Below are 18,040 nucleotides of genomic sequence, written 5' to 3'. Positions count from 1 at the left end.
TGAATGGAAAAGTATTTAGGCAAGACTATTTTAAAAGTGCATCATCAATTTCAATGAACTGATCAACCGCATCTATAAGTAAATTTGCGGTTAGTTTCTTTACTCCAATGACTTGAGTGTAAACGCTGTGTCGTTCCTGAACGGTGCGCATCAGTAACTCAAAGTCACCATCACCAGATAACAATATAATCGTATTAACATTGGGCGCAACATCCATTATATCTATTGTTATACCTACGTCCCAATCGCCTTTTGCACTACCATCCTGTCGTTGAATATATGGTTTAAGTTTTACATTAAATCCAATATGACGAAGTGCATCTTGAAATTTTCTCTGGCCGTCGTTGTTACTATCGATAGCATAGGCATTTGCACATACGATATTGCCTTTTTCTTCGATGCTTTTCCAAAACTTGCGGTAATCAAAGGAGCGATTAAAGACTTCCTTAGTGGTGTAATAAATATTTTGAACATCGACAAATATTGCGACGTTGCCTAGTGAGGCACTGTTAGTTAAATCGTTGTTCATTACTTAAATCTCATGAAGTTATTAATGAAAATCAGTGTCTATTGCTCATTGTTATTTTGCAAGCCTATGAAGGTTAAATGTAACAATATATGTCTACCAAATTAAATTATTTTCTTTTAACATCTATTTGTATAACAATGGAATTACATAAATATTATAAAAATAACAAACAAAAGGACTTATTTTGAAAGTATTTCAAAAGCTCTTACTCACGTTCGGTTTAATGCTATCGATTACAGTCGCCGCATCGCCTAAAAGCGCGTTAAACTACCAACACTTTGCACACTTACCATTAATTTCAAATGTAACTGTCTCTCCAGATGGAAAACACATTGCTGCTATTTACCAGGCAGAGAGTGGACCTGCGGTCGTTGTATCAAAGTTTGGTAGTCAAGATATCAGTGTTGTAGCGAAACTAGATAAAGATCGAGATCGCTTAGATCAGGTAACTTGGAGTGGTCCAAAAAGACTTATTATCGAATCGAGTATTTCCCAACGACAAAATAAAGATTATTGGCGAAAGTCTTTTTATTATGCCGTTAATATTGACGGAAGCAATTTACTTCAAATTATGCCACAGCCTATTGCGATTGGCACAAAGTGGGAGAAGCAAGCTGGCACAAGAGTTCGCTTAATATCTAACTTACCAACAGATCAAGATCACATACTAGTTCAAGTTTTTGATGCTAGAGATAAAGCTCAGTCTGTATTTAAGGTCAACATCTTAAATAATGAATTCGAAAAGCAATTTATAAATAAATACAACGTAGATTCGTGGTTTGTTGACTCTAAAGGTCGAGTAACGTTAGGTATTGGTGTTAAAGAAAATGAACCTGAAATGCTTCAGTATTGGTATCGTAAAGATGGCGAGGGCGAGTGGGCATTAATCAATGAATATAGAAATATGTCAGGCGATACGTTTACGCCATTGCTTATTCAAAATGAAAAATTATGGGTATTAAGTGATAGAGAACTAAACCGTGATGCAATTTGGGAATTTGATCCTCAAACAGCAAAGTTTGGTGACTTAGTATATTCACATCCAAAATATGATGTATCAAGGGTTGTTATGAATGGCGACCGCACTAGAGCAATTGGCGTTAGCTATACCGAGCACTTTCAAGAAACACATTATTTTAATGGGAATGACACGTCTGTAAATACAATAGTTGCGAACTCTTTTCCTAACTATGAAACAGTGATCGGTAGTCGCGACTTATCAAGTCAAAAATTGATGATCATTGCATACAAAAATGACTCACCAGCAAAGTACTTTTGGTTAGATTTAGCCGAAGGTAAAGCGGGTTTTTGGTTTAGTCAGTACCCTTATTTAGAGGGCCAGCAACTAGGAAAAACAGAACCATTCGATTACACGGCACGCGACGGTATGCAGTTACATGGTTACTTAACGATGCCAGTTAACGTTCAGGCCGGAAAAAAACCACCACTTGTTGTACTTCCGCATGGTGGTCCGTTTGGTCCTAGAGATGACCAAAGCTTTGATTACCTAGTCCAGTTTTTGGCAAATTTAGGTTACGCAGTTGTTCAGCCAAACTTTAGAGGGTCAGGTGGTTATGGTTCGGTTTACCAAACAGCTGGTTACAAGCAGTGGGGTTTGGCAATGCAAAATGATGTATACGACAGTGTTGAATGGTTAAAAAGCCAAGGCAAAGTAGACACTTCTAATGCATGTGTCGTAGGTTGGAGCTATGGTGGTTATGTAGGATTAACGGCATCGTATCAGCAGCCGGATGCATTTAAATGTATCGTAAGTATTGCGGGCGTGAGCGATATCGAACGCCATGCAAGAGAAAATAGTTTGCGACGCAGTGCGTTAAGTGAATTTACTAAACAAGCTATTGGTGACATTAGTATTAGTGCAGACGCCAAACAATTAGAAAATGCATCAGCAATAAACTTTTTAGATAAAATTAAGGCACCGATTCTATTAATTCATGGCAGAAAGGATACGCAAGTTCATTTTAATCAATCCTCAGACTTTTATGAAGCTGCAGACGATGCAGGCGTAGACATTGACTACATTGAATATGAAACAGGCACGCATTATTTAGATGAGTACAACAATCGTTTAGATGCCTTTAAGCATATTGAAAAGTTCTTGAAGAAGCACCTAAAAGCGAAGTAATTAAAACTTAAAAGTTGAAAAGAGGGCCAAACGTATTTGTTTTGGCCTTTTTTTATGGGAAAAATATAGGGAAGTTTATGAAGGCATTTGTTACGGGTGGCACGGGATTTTTAGGTATCAACTTAATTCGACAATTGGATGCACTTAACTGGCATGTAACTGCAATATGCCGTGTAAACTCTGATACTAGTGCGTTAGCTGACATACCAGTGGATTGGCGTACCGGTGAAATAACTAATCCGGCCGATGTTGACGCGTGTTTAGATAGTGACGTAGATGTTGTGTTTCATTTGGCAGGGGATACTAATTTATGGGAACGTAATAATAATCAACAGTACTTGGTAAACGTCACTGCAACAAAGTACATAGTTGAAAGCGCGTTAAAAAAAGGAATTGCTAAGTTCATTCATACTTCCTCAATTTCAGCATACGGGTTTCATCAAGAGCTAATAACTGAGGCGTCTTCAAGCACGGCTTTGACGTCAAAGGTTAACTATTTAAAAACTAAATACCTCGGCGAACAGATCGTTAAAGATGCAGTTAAGGAACATGGTCTAGCAGCGGTAATATTAAATCCATGCGCAATCATGGGGCCTTATGACAAGCACAATTGGTCACAGTTATTTACATTAATAAAACATGACGCATTGCCTGGTGTACCAAGTGGAGAGGGCTCGTACTGTCATGTTCGTGAAGTGGCAAAAGCTCATGTATCCGCAGTAACACAGGGGACAATAGGTGAAAATTATATACTTGCTGGCGTTGATCACAGCTTTTTAGAAGTTGTGAATAAAATAGCGCTCAAGCTTAATAAGCCAAAGTACAATAAAACGATATCGCCAGTGTTACTAAAGTTTATCGCTCGATGTAGTAATTTATGGTCCATCATTTCGAGGAAAGAACCAAACATGACACCTGAAAAGGCATTGATGGTTACCGAACGAGTGTTGGCGATTAGCAGTAAAGCCGTAAATGAACTTGGCTATAATGACAAAGTTCCTCTAGATGAAATGTTAGACGACTGTTACGAATGGCTGAAACAGGAACATATCATTTAGCGCGCGATTATAGAGATAAATGTCGTAGTAAACGTTCCATAGAGCGATAGCCTAGCGCCTCAGCGATATGTGACCGCGCTATTTGGGCCTCACCGTTTAAATCAGCAATGGTTCGGGCCACTTTTAATATTTTATGATAAGCGCGAATGGACATCTTAAATCTAAAAAGAGTGTCCTCTAAAAATTTGGAATCTTGGAATGACAGGGCGCAATGAATTGCTGTCTCTTTACTCGATAATAAGGCGTTTGGTTTCCCAGCACGTTTCATCATTATTTCCCGAGCAGCCAAAACTCGACATGCTATTGACGCCGATGATTCACTTTGGTTGTCGTGACGTATATCGAGATTATTCATAGGATCATGAGTCACAGCATCCGTATTTATACCTTGCTCGTTCAATCGCTCAGATTGCATTGTGGATAAAGTGCCTTTTGGTAACGCGGGCACTTCTATTTGAAGATCTATGCGATCTAAAAATGGACTAGAAATTCGACTCAGGTATTTTAAAACTTGCTCCGATGTACATCGTCCATCCATATGATGACCTGTTGGACTTGGGTTCAATGCTGCGATGAGCTGAAACTGCGCTGGAAATTCTACTTGCAACGACGCCCTCGAAATACAAATGTTGCCAGTTTCTAAAGGCTCACGAAGTGCATCTAAAGTATATCGACTAAATTCTGGAAGCTCATCTAGAAATAAAACGCCGTGATGGGCAAGGCTTATTTCGCCGGGCCTTGGTGGCCTTCCACCTCCGGTTAATGCGACTGCAGTAGATGTGTGATGCGGAGCTCGAAACGGTCGCTCCCGCCAATGCTTAAAATTAAAAGACTTACCACTAATAGAGTTGACCGCAGCGGATTGCAAAGCTTGTTCGTCGGTTAGAGGCGGTAAAATGGTACTTAATCTTCTTGCTAACATAGACTTACCGGTGCCTGGTGGTCCTAAAAAAAGTAAGTTATGTTGACCTGCAGCAGCTATTTCTAAAGCGCGTTTAGCCATAGGTTGGCCAATGACATCGGACATATCTAGCGTTGATGTATGAGCACCATGGTTTTGTAGGTTTTCATCTAACGACCAATCTTGTTCTGGAGTTGTTAACGAATCACCACCTTTAAAATGTTCTACCACTTTAAAAAGGCTGTGGGCCGACAGCAATAAAGCCTTTTCAATGATTGTGGCTTTTATTGCATTGCTCTGTGGCAATATACAGGTTCGGTTTGCCGATAAACAGGCAAGGGCAGAGGGTATTTCTCCAACAATAGGCCTAATATCGCCGTTTAAACCAAGTTCACCAAGAAATTCATATTGATAAAGTTGTTTATCGGAAATTTGTTTGCTTGCTGCCAAGATTCCCATGGCGATTGCTAAGTCGAAGCGTCCCCCTTCTTTTGGTAAGTCAGCGGGCGCCAAGTTGACGGTAATGCGGCGCTGTGGAAATTCTAGACCTGAATTAATAATTGCACTTCGGACTCGGTCTTTTGACTCCCGAACGGTAGTCTCAGGTAATCCAACAATAGTAAAGGAAGGTAATCCGTTTGATAAATGCACTTCAATAGTAACAATTGGTGCTTCGATACCAATTCTTGCCCGACTAAATATGATTGCGAGAGACATTATTTACCCAACTGTTTATTAAATAATCAGTTATAGTATTTGAAATAAATATCGCGATAAATCCTGTACTTATATAGCGAACAACTAGACCTTCTGATCCGACCTGTCAGCTATTACGTACGACTGAGGTGTAATATATATGCAAATTTAGCTTTATTTTTTGTTAAAAATGAATAAACTGGTAAGACATCGTACCAGTTGTGCGTGAGTTGTCCCAAACATGGTCTATACTAAGATAAGTTACGGCCGAGGGATAAGTAGCGTTAATTTGGAAATACTTTATTTAATCATATTGAGGGGCGAAACATGAGCCTAAGAACAAAATTCAAGAAAATACTTCCTGAAATCTCTCGAACTGAGCAAGAAGCGTTAGACGCAGGTGACACGTGGATTGAAGCCTCTATTTATCAAGGCGCACCTGATTTTGATACGCTGTTAAACACTGCACCGTCAAAATTAACTGACGAAGAGCAAGCGTTCATTGACGGTCCTTTAGAAGAATTGTTAGAAATGCTGAACGATATGGAAGTGCATAACAGCAATCACATTCCACCGCACGTTATGCAGCACTTAAAAGACAACAAGTTTTTCTCTTTTATCATTCCAAAAGCATTTGGCGGTTTAGAATTTAGCGCATACGCGAGTTCAACAATCGTTGCGCGTATCTCAACTAAGAGTAACCCAATCGCTACTACCGTAATGGTACCTAACTCATTAGGCCCAGGCGAGTTACTTGCGCACTACGGTACAGAAGAACAACAAAATCACTACCTACCTCGTTTAGTAGATGGTCGTGACATCCCATGTTTTGCACTTACTAGCCCTGAAGCTGGTTCTGACGCTGGTGGTATTCCAGACCGTGCAATCGTAACTAAAGGCATGTACAACGGCGAAGAAGTTGTTGGTTTACGTGTTAGCTGGGAAAAACGTTACATTACACTAGCACCTATCGCTACTTTGGTTGGTCTAGCGGTTAAGGTATTTGATCCAGAAGGATTAATTGGTGCAGAAAAAGACTTAGGTATTACTTGTTTACTACTTCCTGCTGACTATGAAGGCGTAGAAACTGGTAATCGTCATAACCCATTAGGTGTTAACTTCTACAACGGTACTACTCGTGGTACTGATGTATTTGTTCCTATGGAGTTCGTAATTGGTGGCCAGAAAAATGTTGGTCGCGGTTGGCAAATGCTTGTTGCTTGTTTAGGTGCAGGCCGTGGTATTTCATTACCAGCAAACGGTTGTGCAACGGGACACGCATGTTTGAAGTCTACTTCTGAGTACGCGGCAATTCGTGAACAGTTTGGTATGCCAATTGGTAAATTTGAAGGTATTCAAGAGCAGTTAGCACTTATCGGTGGTTTAACTTATAACCTTGAAGCAATGCGTCACCTAGTTCTTAATTCATTGGACTTAGGTTTCAAACCTTCAGTTATTACTGCAATGGCGAAGTACCACATGACTGAGCTTGGTCGTGATACGCTAGAAGCGGCGATGGACGTTCAAGCAGGTAAAGCAATTCAAATGGGTCCGGGCAACGTTTTAGCGACGGCTTACTTTGCAACGCCAATCGGTATTACTGTTGAAGGTGCAAACATACTTACTCGTAACCTAATGATCTTTGGTCAAGGTGCGACTCGTTGTCACCCATACGTACAAGACTTAATTACTGCAATTCACTCAGAAGAAGCAGACGCAGATGCGAAATTTAACGCCTTGTTCCGTAAAACAATCGGTTACAGCGTGAAGAACTTCTTCCGTGGTTTAACAACGGCATATGTTCCAGGTGTTGGTGGTTCAAGCAACCCAGACAAGCTAGTTGCTAAATTTGAGAAGCGCATTAAACGTTTATCAAGTGTATTAGCCGTGCAGTCTGATTTTGCATTACTTGTATTAGGTGGCGATCTTAAGCGTAAAGAAATGTTATCTGCACGTTTAGGCGACATTCTTAGCTTCTTATTCATGGCGATGGGTAACATTAAGTTCTACCTACAAAGCGAAAACCGTAAAGAACTAACACCTTATTTTGAATACGGAACACGTTGGGCTTTACAGCAAGCTGAAGAAGCATTAGAAGCTTATGTTGATAACTTCCCTAACCGTGTTGTTGCTGGTTTCTTAAAAGTATCAACTGGTAACGCTTTCTTAGGTAAAACTAAGATTTCTGACAAGTTAATTACAGACTTAGCTGAAGCAACGTTACGTAACGACGGCGCGAAAGAAGAGTTAACAAGCCTAGTAAGCATGAAAGGTCGTGATGGTTTCACTGTTCTTTCTGACGCATACAAAGCGAAGTTAGATGTACTTCCTTTACTAGACAAAATTAAGAAAGCTCAGCGTACAGGTAAAGTAACTAAGCAATTAACGTTTGAAGAGTTAGTAGAAGTTTCACTACAAGCAAACGTTGTTACAGCTGAAGAAAGCGATAAGTTGATGGCTTACAACGAAAAACGTAAGCTTGCGATTGCCGTTGATGAGTATACGTTTGATATGGAACTACTATCAAATATCGACGAGCCTAAGCCAATTTTAAAAACGGCTTAATCAATACTGAAAGTTAGAGTCGTTAGTTTACAGCGGCTCTTAACTAAATCAGAATTATTAAAACCAGTCTTCGGACTGGTTTTTTTTGTCTAAAATTTACCATGGGAAAGTGATTTAGTTTGTGCAATTTTACACAGGGGTTCTTTGGGTCGTATTTGTATGGTCTATGAGGTACTTATACGCATAAAAAAAGCAGCGGATAAGCCGCTGCTTTTATGTGTAAACAATGTTAAATCGAACTGTGTTTACTTATCTTTCTGTCCGTATGTTTTACCAAAGAAGCTATCGTCATTCCATGTTGGACGTTGATCAGCTGCTGCAACTTCTCTTGCTATACCAATGTTAATTTCAGTGAATAGCTTCGCTGAGTTGTAGTTAATTGGTAAATCTAACGAGTCGCTTGGTTGGTGGTAGTGATTTGCAAAGAAGTCACCCCAAACTTTACCGCCATCTTCGCCTTCTGTTTTAGAGGTAAAACCAGTCATTAAGAAAACAGCTGGAACACCTTGTTTAACGAAGTTGTAATGATCTGAGCGAGTAAAGATTGCTTGCTCTGGCATTGGATCTGGGCTTAATGCAATATCAAATTTGCCAGCGGCTTTTTCTACGATTGAACCCATCGAGCTATGGTTTGCACCAAAAGCAATAATGTCAGCAAAATCATAAAGTAAAACTGGCATATCAAGGTTAATGTTCGCAACCATGTCGTTCACAGGAACGGTTGGATTGTTAGCATAGTAGCTTGAACCGAGAAGTCCTTTTTCTTCACCAGTAACAACCGTAAATAGAACTGAGCGACGCATAGGTGCTGATTCTGTTAATACGCGAGCGGTTTCAAGTAAAATTGATACGCCAGATGCGTTATCCATAGCACCATTGTTAATACGATCTTTTTTGCTTACGTCTTGTGCATAACCAATGTGATCTAGATGCGCTGTAAATACGACGTACTCGTCTTTTAATTTTGGATCCGTTCCCGGAAGAATAGCGACGACGTTTGGTGAAGAAATCTCTTCATGCTTTGACTTAGACGCTAAAGAAAGCTTTGCATCCAACGGAAAACCCTTAACTGGTAAATTTTCTGAATCAGCATTAAAGATTTCTTCTAATGGAGTTGGTGCGTTTGCGAATAGTTTCTCAGCGGCACTAATATTTAAATAAGCACCCATTTTGATATTTTCAAAACCACCAAAAGGATTGCCTTCATTGTCTAACCATCGCATTGATGGTGCACGTAAATAGTTTAGAGAGCTGGTATATGGACGTACTTTTTCACGTTTAGGCGTATGAAGAGATACAACACCAACCGCACCGCGTTCAGCGGCAAAACGTGTTTTTTCACGACTTAGGTGAGCGCCTTCTTCTGATGGCCAAGCTTCTGGGCGACCGCGAAGCGTAACAACAATTTTGCCCTCAACGTCTAGTCCTTCATAATCATTGTAACCAAAGTCTTCCGCTACTATGCCATAACCCACAAAAACAACTTCAGCTTCTAACGTAGAGTCTGTTGCAGCCATGTTAGGACCAGTAATGTAATCCTGCGGGTACTTTAATTCAATTGTGCCAGCATCGGTAATAATTGATGCTTTAGGGCTTTGCTGATCTAAAAAGCCTTTTCGAAAGGTGACTGGTTGCATGTATGAGCCGTCGATACCAGCAGGTTGTAGGCCCATTTTTTTGAATTCTGTTGCTACATATAATGCTGCACGGTCATAACCTTTGCTGCCTGTATCACGACCTTCTAGAAGGTCATCAGCTAAAAATTCTAGGTGAGCTTGGATACGTGATTTTTCTACCTCAACGTTAGTTTGTTCGACTTTTTTGTCAGAACAGGCAGTAGTGACTGCCAACACTAACATCAGGCCAACGCTAGATATTATTGTTTTCATATTATTTGCTTACTTTTTGGATGGAAATCAGTATTCTAGTTTACACACTTAGTTTCTTAAAAACGGTAGTGAAAACCTCCTGTTGTTTTGCACATTCCGCCAAATTGGCGAATTGCACACGACTAATCATAAAGGATAACTATGAAATTACCTACTAAGCTCATCGTTTTAACGGTTCTATTCATCGGGTTTAGCTCATTTAATTTGTTAGCAAAAGTTAAAGTGGGTGAGCCGTTGCCAGAGTTTGAATTGCCTCGTGTTGAAAATACGGTGCGAGTAAATACAAAAAGTCTTCTTGGAAAAGTAGTTTATGTAGATTTTTGGGCGAGCTGGTGTAAACCGTGTATTGAGTCCTTTCCGAGGTTAAATAAGCTTTATAAAGAATATAATCAGCAAGGATTTGAAATACTCGCTGTTAATTTAGATCAAAGAAAGCAACTTGCCAGTGATTTCTTAGAGAAGTATCCGGTTGATTATATTAATACCTATGATGAAAATATGAAGGTCGGTCGTACCTTTAACGTCAGCGTTATGCCCGTTGGTTACTTAATCGATCGTAAAGGTATCGTAAGAGCTATCCATCATGGTTTTAAACCAGGTGATGAAGTTAAAATGGCCAAAGCAATTAAGCTTTTGCTTAAAGATTAGAAAGTTAAAAGTCGGTCATGACTCATGACTCATGGCGATCATGGCTCATAAAGAGGCAATAAAAAAGCAGGCCTAAACCTGCTTTATCTTCTAAATATAAACAGTTAACAGTGACTAGCCAATCTTAGTTAACAGTCGCGTTATTCGTGTCCGCGTTGTTGTTATAAAGTGCTTCAACGTCAATTTTGTCAAACAGATACTGTTTTAAACAAAACTGACAAATAATTTCAATATCTCCGCGTTCTTCAACTAACGACAACGCATCTTCTTTAGTTAAACGTAAAATAGCATCTGCTGTTTTTTCACGACTACATCCGCACTCATAAGTGACTTCTTGAGGTTCAAATAGTTGTGGGTTGTCTTCATGGTATAACCTGATTAACACCTGCTCTGGCGATAAGTGTAGTAACTCGTCATCAGTAATCGTGTTTGTAAGTGCTTCAAGGTGAGTAAAGTCTTCTTTCGCTCGCTCCTCGACAGGAAGAACTTGCAGCAACATACCAGCGGTCGTGCACTTTGTTTCGCCAATGTCAGTGGCTAGCCATACACGAGTACGAAGTTGTTCAGACGTCTCAAAGTAGTTTTCAATACATTCAGCAAGTGTGTCTTTATCAAGCGCCGCAACGCCTTGATATCTATCGGTACCTTTAGGTGCAATGGTAATGACCATATAGCCCGATCCAATAAGGTCGAGTAACGAGCCTTCATTAATATCATCAGCAAATTTTGCTGACGCTCTCATTTGTTGATGATTATTGCCATTAACAACCGCATAACTTAATGGGCCATCGCCTTGTAACTGAACACTAATCTCGCCTTCAAATTTAAGCGTTGCCGTTAACAAGCTAGTTGCGGCTAAAAGTTCACCTAAAATACGCTTCACAACATTTGGGTAGTCATGATTCTCTAACATCGCACTGTATGAATCAGTGATTTGCACCAACTCACCTCTTACGTGAAACTTATCAAAAAGATAACGATGCAATAGGTCTTTTTTGTTTGAATCTGTCATGGTATTGATTACTCGAATAAATCTGAATTTTTAAGGTTTAGTAATGTACGGCGTTGTTTCTTATCTGGCTTAGTATCAGGTCTTGGTGATAAAGCGGCGCTAGACTGACGCGCTAAAGCCTGCTTTTCTCTATTTTCGATACTTTGTTTGGTTTCTTCGTAAAGTGTTTGAGCAATACTAAAATTGCGGCGTTTATCGCTAATCTCAACTATTTTTACGACCTTTTCATCAAAGCCTTGGCGTATTTTCACTTCAGCGCCAACATCGATCGCTTTGGATGCTTTACATCTTTGTCCATTATAATGAACTTTTCCGCCATTAATCATGTCAGTAGCTATAGACCGAGTTTTAAAAAATCGTGCCGCCCAAAGCCATTTATCTAATCGAACTTTTGAATCTGTCATGGTATGTTTCAGTTTAATTAAATGTGCCGAAAAAACGTCGCAAATTTATCATAAATAGTGATTTTAAACTACTTGAAAGGTTATACTGATTTTTTCGATATCTAGCACAAGCATTTTTAGTTTTAGTTTGATAGGGTATGGCGCCGCAATCAGTTAGAAGTTCATTACGAATTGCTTGGAGAATAATAATAAATGGAGTCGTCTCGCTTGTTAGAGCAACTCAGCCAAATTGGCCAAAAAATACCTCAGACAAAAGTCGCTAAAACATTAACTTTGTTGTTAGTGATTTATAGTGCCTATTTGGCCGCGATCACAGTGTGGAAATTTTTCGACGCACCTATAAACGCTGGAACGATATCTTTAGCCTCTACTGCCAGTGGCCAGCAAACACAAAGCGCGTCAACGGTCTCAATAGATTCATTACTTAAACTAAATTTATTTGGTAAAGAAGAGATAAAAAAAGAAGCGCCGAAACCAAAGCCAGTAACGTCTAACGCGCCTAAAACTAGACTAAACCTAACCTTAACCGGCATTGTTGCTGACAATTCAAGCGAAGTGTCGGAAACGTCAGTGGCTATTATCGAGTATTCAGGTCGACAAGCCACTTACGGTATCAATAATAAAATTGAGGGTACATCGGCAAAGGTCAGTCAAATATTATTAGACCGGGTTATCTTGTCTAACGGTGCCGGTTACGAGACATTAATGCTCGAGGGTATCGAATACTCCACTACTATTCCTGGTAGCGCCGCCGAACTAAACGACAATATCGATGTTGATGCAGTGGATGTTGGCCCCACAAGACCTCAATCTAAGAGTAGGTCATCAGTAGATCGCAAGTATCAGGCTGAACCAGAACAAATTGATAAACGTGAAGATGACGAGCTAGCCGAGTCACTTCGCGAGCAAAGAGAACAGCTGTTTGATGATCCAAAACAGTTAATGGATTTTATTAAAATAGCTCCATATAGAGAAAATGGGGAGTTATTAGGATATCGGTTATCACCGGGTAATGACCCAAGCTTGTTTAATCAAGCGGGTTTAAAACAAAATGACTTGGCGATAAATATTAATGGTTATGATTTAACCGACATGCAACAAGCATTGTCGTTAATGAATGAATTGAAAGAACTCACGGAGGCAGATATAACTGTTATCCGCGACGATTCACCGATTCAAATAATGTTGGCGTTCTAAGGCCCTGGAGTTTATTTAAATGGGATTTTTTAGTAAATCTAATCACGTTAAATCAAAAGTAATGCGTTCGGCAAAAGTATCAGCATTTTCAGCAATTATTACTCTTGGTTTATTTTCTGCTGCTTGGGTAACACCTGTTGCACAGGCAACACAGTATTCGCCTAATTTCAAAGGCACAGATATTAATGAATTTATCAATATCGTCGGAAAAATTTTACAAAAGACCATCATTATTGATCCGGCCGTAAGAGGTAAAGTAAATGTTCGCTCTTATGACTTATTAACGAAAGAGCAGTATTACCACTTTTTCCTAAATGTTTTACAAGTTTATGGTTACGCCGTCATCGATATGGGTAATGGTATTTTAAAAGTAATCAGGGCAAAAGATGTAAAAAGCTCACCAACGCCGGTAGTAGGAGATGAATACCTTGGTGAAGGTGATGAAATGGTCACCCGAGTCGTTCAAGTTAAAAATGTATCGGTACGAGAATTATCACCTTTACTTCGCCAACTAAGCGACCAATCGGGAAGTGGCCACGTTGTGCATTATGAACCGTCCAACGTAGTTATGGTTGTGGGATCGGTGGCGATGGTAAATCGTATGGTCGATATCATTAGCCGTGTGGATAGAGCCGGCGACCAAAAAGTTATAATTGTTAAACTTGAGTATGCATCAGCAAGTGAGATGGTGCGTATTGTAGAAAGCATTTACAAGTCAACTGCTGGTAATAAAGGGCAACCAGACTTTTTAGTTCCAAAAATTGTTGCAGACGACCGAACCAATAGCGTAATTGTAACGGGTGAACAAGAAGCAAGAGAGAAGGTGATTGAGTTGATTAAACGCCTCGACTCTGAATTAGAAAGCACCGGCAATACCAAAGTTTACTATTTAAAATACGCAAACTCTGAAGAAGTTGTGAAAGTATTAACCGGCGTATCTGATTCTATTGCTGCAGACTCGCAAGGTGGTACAACAAATACCACGAATAAGCGCGCTCGAACGTCATCAACGCGTGACTATTCTATTCAAGCTCACCCAGATTCAAACTCTTTAGTAATTAACGCTGAGCCAGACATGATGCGGTCACTAGAGCAAATCATTCGTCAATTAGATGTTCGCCGCCAACAAGTATTAGTTGAAGCGATTATTGTTGAAGTGTTTGAGAGTGACGGTATCAACTTAGGTATCCAGTGGGGAAGCACGGATATCGGTTTTACCCAGTTTAATAATGGCGTTACACCAATCTCAAATATTGCTGGTGCTGCTTATCAAGCCCGTGATCAAGAAACAGAAAGTATTGTTAATGGTTTTGATGACAACGGTAATACCACCCAAAACAAAGTGACCAAAACCGAACGTGGCGACTATTCAGGCTTAGCTCAAGTGTTAGGTGGTATTTCTGGATTTGCTACCGGCGTGGTAAACGGTGGTTGGGGCGCTGTTTTACAAGCGGTACGTAATGATACCAATACTAATATCTTAGCAACGCCATCAATCACTACTATTGATAATGAAGAAGCATCAATTTTAGTGGGTTCAGAAATTGCGATATTAACGGGTTCAACGGCCAGTGCAAATAACGGCAATCCGTTCCAGAAAGTTGATCGAAAAGAAGTGGGTATCAAGCTAAAAGTAACCCCGCAAATTAATGAAGGCTCGGCGGTTCAGTTATTAATTGAACAAGAGGTGTCTAGCGTGAGTGGCGCAGTTGGCGTCGATGTTGGTATTAATAAGCGTTCTATCAAAACAAATGTATTGGCAGAAGACGGCGGTACTATTGTTATTGGTGGCTTGATAGATGAAGACGTACAAGAAAGCGTCTCTAAAGTACCATTATTAGGTGATTTACCAATTTTAGGCCATCTATTCCGTTCAACTGGCACCACTAAGCGTAAACGTAATCTAATGGTCTTTATTCGTCCAAGAATTTTGCGTGACGGCGCATCAGCATCGGATATCAGCCAGCAAAAGTATAATTATATTCGTGCCGAGCAAATGAAACGTGATGACGATGGCATAGCATTAATGCCATTGACTAATCAGCCAGTATTACAAGAGTGGAATGAGACGTTAACTTTACCGCCTAGTTTTAACGAGTATTTAGAGAGCCAAGAACAAGGTGTTAATCCACCTACCGCGACAAAAAAGCAAGTGAAACCTGGCTCTGAAGAGTAATGACTATGCAGTTAGACTCCGAACTAAAAAAAGAAATTGCAGATACTGTGTCATTAGATGCTGAAGACGCAACATTAGCCGATGATGTACCTGCAAATCAGCGCTTACCCTTTGGTTTTGCTCAGCGATTTGGTGTGATGATCGCATACAGTGATTCAAACACAGAACTTCTTATTAAAGCCGATACACCGATGTCGGCGCTTTTAGAAACGAGGCGCCTAATTGGTCATCCTTTGCCTTATCGGGTGATCACTGACAATGAGTTTGAAATTGCCATTGAACAAGCCTATCAGCGAAATGCGTCTGAAACGCAGCAGTTGATGGAAGATATAGGCAATGAAGTAGACTTATTTTCTATTGCCGATGAACTGCCAGGCACAGAAGACCTATTAGAAAGTGAAGATGATGCGCCTATTATCAAATTGATTAACGCGACATTGTCTGAGGCTATCAAAGAAGGCGCTTCGGATATTCATATTGAGACCTTTGAAAAAGAACTAGTTATTCGATTTAGAGTCGACGGTGTGCTTCGTGAAGTTCTTAGTCCAAACCGAAAACTTGCTTCGTTACTAGTATCTCGTATCAAAGTTATGGCGCAGTTGGATATCGCTGAAAAACGTATTCCGCAGGATGGTAGAATTTCACTTCGAATCGCTGGTCGAGCGATAGACGTGCGTGTTTCGACTATGCCTTCGTCCTACGGAGAGCGTGTGGTAATGCGTTTATTAGATAAAAATAACGCCAGATTAAACTTAACCGATCTTGGTATGCATGAAGCAAATGAAAAACAATTTGCGGAGCTACTAAGAAAGCCTCATGGCATCATTTTGGTTACCGGCCCTACAGGTTCAGGTAAAAGTACAACGCTTTACGCTGGGCTGTCCGATATAAATAGTAAGGATCGCAATATTTTAACCGTTGAAGATCCGGTGGAATACGAATTACCTGGCATTGGACAAACACAAGTTAATCCGAAAGTGGACATGACGTTTGCTCGAGGTTTGCGCGCAATATTACGTCAAGATCCAGACGTGGTAATGATTGGTGAAATTCGAGACTTAGAAACTGCAGAAATTGCGGTACAAGCGAGTTTAACGGGTCATTTAGTAATATCGACATTACATACCAACACGGCATCGGGTGCTATCACTCGAATGGAAGATATGGGAATTGAGCCCTTTTTATTATCATCTAGTTTATTAGCCGTATTATCACAACGACTTGTTCGTACACTGTGTAAAGAATGTAAGTCTGAAGTCACGCCTGATGCCTCTGAACTCAAATTGTTAGGATTAAGCGAGCAAGATGCGATGGAGCAAGGCATCACTATTTATCATCCAAAAGGATGTGATAAGTGTAATTTCAGCGGTTACCGTGGGCGTATTGGCATTCATGAAATGTTAGTTGTTGATGAGCCAATCAGAGAGCTTATTCACAACGGACATGGCGAACAAGCAATTGAAAAGCATATTCGTAATTCGATACCAAGTATTCGTGATGATGGTATGAACAAAGTGCTTAAGGGCATTACCACCTTAGAAGAAGTGCTCAGAGTCACGCGCGAGGATAGCTAATGGCTGCATATGAGTACAAAGCGCTAGATGCAAAAGGAAAAAGCAAAAAGGGCATAATCGAAGCAGATACTTCAAAACAAGTTCGACAACAACTTCGTGAAAAAGGTTTGGTACCACTAGAAATTGGTAAGGCAAGTCAAAAAGAGCAACAGTCTGCAGCTGGCTTTTCACTGCTTCAACCTACTATTTCAGCGTCTGATTTAGCCTTAATTACGCGTCAATTAGCAACGTTAGTTGGTTCTGCTTTGACCATAGAATCTGCGTTGCTGGCGGTTGCCGAACAATGCGATAAGCCTAGACTAAAACGTACTATCATGGCGATTCGCTCAAAAGTTGTAGAAGGCTACACCTTAGCCGACGGCATGAAAGAATTCCCACATATTTTTGATCACTTATTCCGTTCTATGGTGGCTGCTGGCGAGAAGTCGGGGCACTTAGATGAAGTGCTAAACAGGCTAGCCGATTACACCGAAAAGCGACAAGCAACTAAAAGTCAGTTAACACAAGCAATGATTTATCCGATCATGTTGACCTTATTTGCTATTGGTATTGTGTCATTCTTATTAGCCTCAGTGGTGCCTCAAATTGTTGGGCAATTTGTCGACTCCGGCGCTGCACTGCCAGGAAGCACCCAATTGTTGTTAAATTTAAGTGACTTTATTATCGATTATGGTGTATTTGTTCTGATTGCCGTTTTAGGTCTATCCATTGTCGCTCAGCGTTTACTAAAACAACCTGCAATTAGATTAAAATTTGATAAGTTTTTATTGAGTGTACCTTTGGTAGGAAGGGTCGTTTTAGGTGCCAATACGGCTCGTTTTGCACGAACTTTAAGTATCTTAGCATCAAGTGCGGTACCAATTTTGGATGGCATGAAGATAGCAGGCCAAGTTTTAACAAATAAGTATATTCAAAAGTGCGTTAAAGATGCATCTGATGCCGTTAGAGAGGGCAGTTCTTTAAAGAACTCGCTGCAGCAAAGTAAAACGTTTCCACCGATGATGATTCATATGATAGGGAGCGGCGAAAAGTCTGGCGAGTTAGAACAAATGTTAGCGCGTGCTGCAGACAATCAAGATAACGAAATGGATGCGACTTTGAAGATTAGCCTTGGCTTGTTAACACCGCTGATTGTGTTAGTGATGGCTGGTATGGTCATGTTCATTTTAGTATCAATTTTGCAGCCAATTATGCAAATGAATAATTTAGTTGGTTTGTAACCTTTTTAGGTTAACCTAGTACAAT

At 40.2% G+C, this 18,040-nt stretch carries 13 protein-coding genes; 8 read left to right on the top strand and 5 right to left on the bottom strand.

Going from position 1 to position 18,040, the window contains the following annotated elements; all coding sequences use genetic code 11:
• Nucleotides 1–25: 25 nt before the first annotated feature.
• Nucleotides 26–529 (bottom strand): LabA-like NYN domain-containing protein, encoded by a 504-nt coding sequence (locus J9318_RS00805; RefSeq protein ID WP_210560620.1) that lies wholly within the window; start codon nucleotides 527–529, stop codon nucleotides 26–28.
• Between the two features lie 184 nt (nucleotides 530–713).
• On the opposite strand from J9318_RS00805, the gene J9318_RS00800 reads away from it, so the two are divergent.
• Nucleotides 714–2,675 (top strand): alpha/beta hydrolase family protein, encoded by a 1,962-nt coding sequence (locus tag J9318_RS00800; RefSeq protein WP_210560619.1) that lies wholly within the window; start codon nucleotides 714–716, stop codon nucleotides 2,673–2,675.
• A gap of 77 nt (nucleotides 2,676–2,752) precedes the next feature.
• Nucleotides 2,753–3,733, top strand: coding sequence for an NAD-dependent epimerase/dehydratase family protein (locus J9318_RS00795; RefSeq protein ID WP_210560618.1), 981 nt, complete (start codon nucleotides 2,753–2,755; stop codon nucleotides 3,731–3,733).
• Nucleotides 3,734–3,740: 7 nt separating this feature from the next.
• Here the strand turns inward: J9318_RS00795 and J9318_RS00790 are convergent, their stop codons facing one another.
• A complete protein-coding gene (locus tag J9318_RS00790; protein WP_210560617.1) occupies nucleotides 3,741–5,351 on the bottom strand; it encodes a YifB family Mg chelatase-like AAA ATPase in 1,611 nt (536 codons plus the stop codon).
• A 306-nt stretch (nucleotides 5,352–5,657) separates the two neighbouring features.
• Between J9318_RS00790 and J9318_RS00785 the strand changes: the two genes are divergently transcribed.
• Entirely contained in the window at nucleotides 5,658–7,895 is a 2,238-nt protein-coding gene (locus J9318_RS00785; RefSeq protein WP_210560616.1) for an acyl-CoA dehydrogenase, read from the top strand.
• Nucleotides 7,896–8,140: 245 nt separating this feature from the next.
• Here the strand turns inward: J9318_RS00785 and J9318_RS00780 are convergent, their stop codons facing one another.
• Complete coding sequence (locus J9318_RS00780; RefSeq protein WP_210560615.1) at nucleotides 8,141–9,784, bottom strand: M28 family metallopeptidase; 1,644 nt, start codon at nucleotides 9,782–9,784, stop codon at nucleotides 8,141–8,143.
• 141 nt (nucleotides 9,785–9,925) lie between these two features.
• On the opposite strand from J9318_RS00780, the gene J9318_RS00775 reads away from it, so the two are divergent.
• On the top strand, nucleotides 9,926–10,432 hold the full coding sequence (locus J9318_RS00775; RefSeq protein ID WP_210560614.1) for a TlpA family protein disulfide reductase: 507 nt from the start codon (nucleotides 9,926–9,928) through the stop codon (nucleotides 10,430–10,432).
• A 124-nt stretch (nucleotides 10,433–10,556) separates the two neighbouring features.
• On the opposite strand, the gene hslO is transcribed toward J9318_RS00775, so the two are convergent.
• Both hslO and hslR read right to left on the bottom strand, forming a co-directional pair.
• Nucleotides 10,557–11,444 (bottom strand): Hsp33 family molecular chaperone HslO, encoded by an 888-nt coding sequence (gene hslO / locus J9318_RS00770; RefSeq protein WP_210560613.1) that lies wholly within the window; start codon nucleotides 11,442–11,444, stop codon nucleotides 10,557–10,559.
• Nucleotides 11,445–11,452: 8 nt separating this feature from the next.
• Complete coding sequence (gene hslR / locus J9318_RS00765; RefSeq protein WP_210560612.1) at nucleotides 11,453–11,848, bottom strand: ribosome-associated heat shock protein Hsp15; 396 nt, start codon at nucleotides 11,846–11,848, stop codon at nucleotides 11,453–11,455.
• Between the two features lie 192 nt (nucleotides 11,849–12,040).
• Here hslR and gspC point away from each other — a divergent pair, with 192 nt between their 5' ends.
• From gspC to gspF, 4 genes are all read left to right on the top strand, one after another.
• Complete coding sequence (gene gspC / locus J9318_RS00760) at nucleotides 12,041–13,045, top strand: type II secretion system protein GspC (protein ID WP_210560611.1); 1,005 nt, start codon at nucleotides 12,041–12,043, stop codon at nucleotides 13,043–13,045.
• 61 nt (nucleotides 13,046–13,106) lie between these two features.
• The gene (gene gspD / locus J9318_RS00755) at nucleotides 13,107–15,221 is read left to right on the top strand and encodes a type II secretion system secretin GspD (protein WP_210562319.1); all 2,115 of its coding nucleotides are present in this window, start codon (nucleotides 13,107–13,109) and stop codon (nucleotides 15,219–15,221) included.
• A 5-nt stretch (nucleotides 15,222–15,226) separates the two neighbouring features.
• On the top strand, nucleotides 15,227–16,795 hold the full coding sequence (gspE, locus tag J9318_RS00750; RefSeq protein WP_425314324.1) for a type II secretion system ATPase GspE: 1,569 nt from the start codon (nucleotides 15,227–15,229) through the stop codon (nucleotides 16,793–16,795).
• Entirely contained in the window at nucleotides 16,795–18,015 is a 1,221-nt protein-coding gene (gene gspF / locus J9318_RS00745; RefSeq protein WP_210560609.1) for a type II secretion system inner membrane protein GspF, read from the top strand. Before gspE ends, gspF begins: the two co-directional genes overlap by 1 nt.
• Nucleotides 18,016–18,040 lie beyond the last annotated feature (25 nt).

Source organism: Psychrosphaera aestuarii (genome assembly GCF_017948405.1).
Classification (GTDB): domain Bacteria; phylum Pseudomonadota; class Gammaproteobacteria; order Enterobacterales; family Alteromonadaceae; genus Psychrosphaera; species Psychrosphaera aestuarii.
This window is presented reverse-complemented; position numbering and strand designations above follow the sequence as displayed.

Bases quoted from the DNA above. Each gene is read 5' to 3' on its own strand.
- gspE (WP_425314324.1), top strand. From the start codon at position 15,227: ATGCAGTTAGACTCCGAACTAAAAAAAGAAATTGCAGATACTGTGTCA.
- J9318_RS00795 (WP_210560618.1), top strand. From the start codon at position 2,753: ATGAAGGCATTTGTTACGGGTGGCACGGGATTTTTAGGTATCAACTTA.
- gspF (WP_210560609.1), top strand. From the start codon at position 16,795: ATGGCTGCATATGAGTACAAAGCGCTAGATGCAAAAGGAAAAAGCAAA.
- hslO (WP_210560613.1), bottom strand. From the start codon at position 11,444: ATGACAGATTCAAACAAAAAAGACCTATTGCATCGTTATCTTTTTGAT.
- J9318_RS00775 (WP_210560614.1), top strand. From the start codon at position 9,926: ATGAAATTACCTACTAAGCTCATCGTTTTAACGGTTCTATTCATCGGG.
- hslR (WP_210560612.1), bottom strand. From the start codon at position 11,848: ATGACAGATTCAAAAGTTCGATTAGATAAATGGCTTTGGGCGGCACGA.
- gspC (WP_210560611.1), top strand. From the start codon at position 12,041: ATGGAGTCGTCTCGCTTGTTAGAGCAACTCAGCCAAATTGGCCAAAAA.
- J9318_RS00785 (WP_210560616.1), top strand. From the start codon at position 5,658: ATGAGCCTAAGAACAAAATTCAAGAAAATACTTCCTGAAATCTCTCGA.
- gspD (WP_210562319.1), top strand. From the start codon at position 13,107: ATGCGTTCGGCAAAAGTATCAGCATTTTCAGCAATTATTACTCTTGGT.
- J9318_RS00790 (WP_210560617.1), bottom strand. From the start codon at position 5,351: ATGTCTCTCGCAATCATATTTAGTCGGGCAAGAATTGGTATCGAAGCA.
- J9318_RS00780 (WP_210560615.1), bottom strand. From the start codon at position 9,784: ATGAAAACAATAATATCTAGCGTTGGCCTGATGTTAGTGTTGGCAGTC.
- J9318_RS00805 (WP_210560620.1), bottom strand. From the start codon at position 529: ATGAACAACGATTTAACTAACAGTGCCTCACTAGGCAACGTCGCAATA.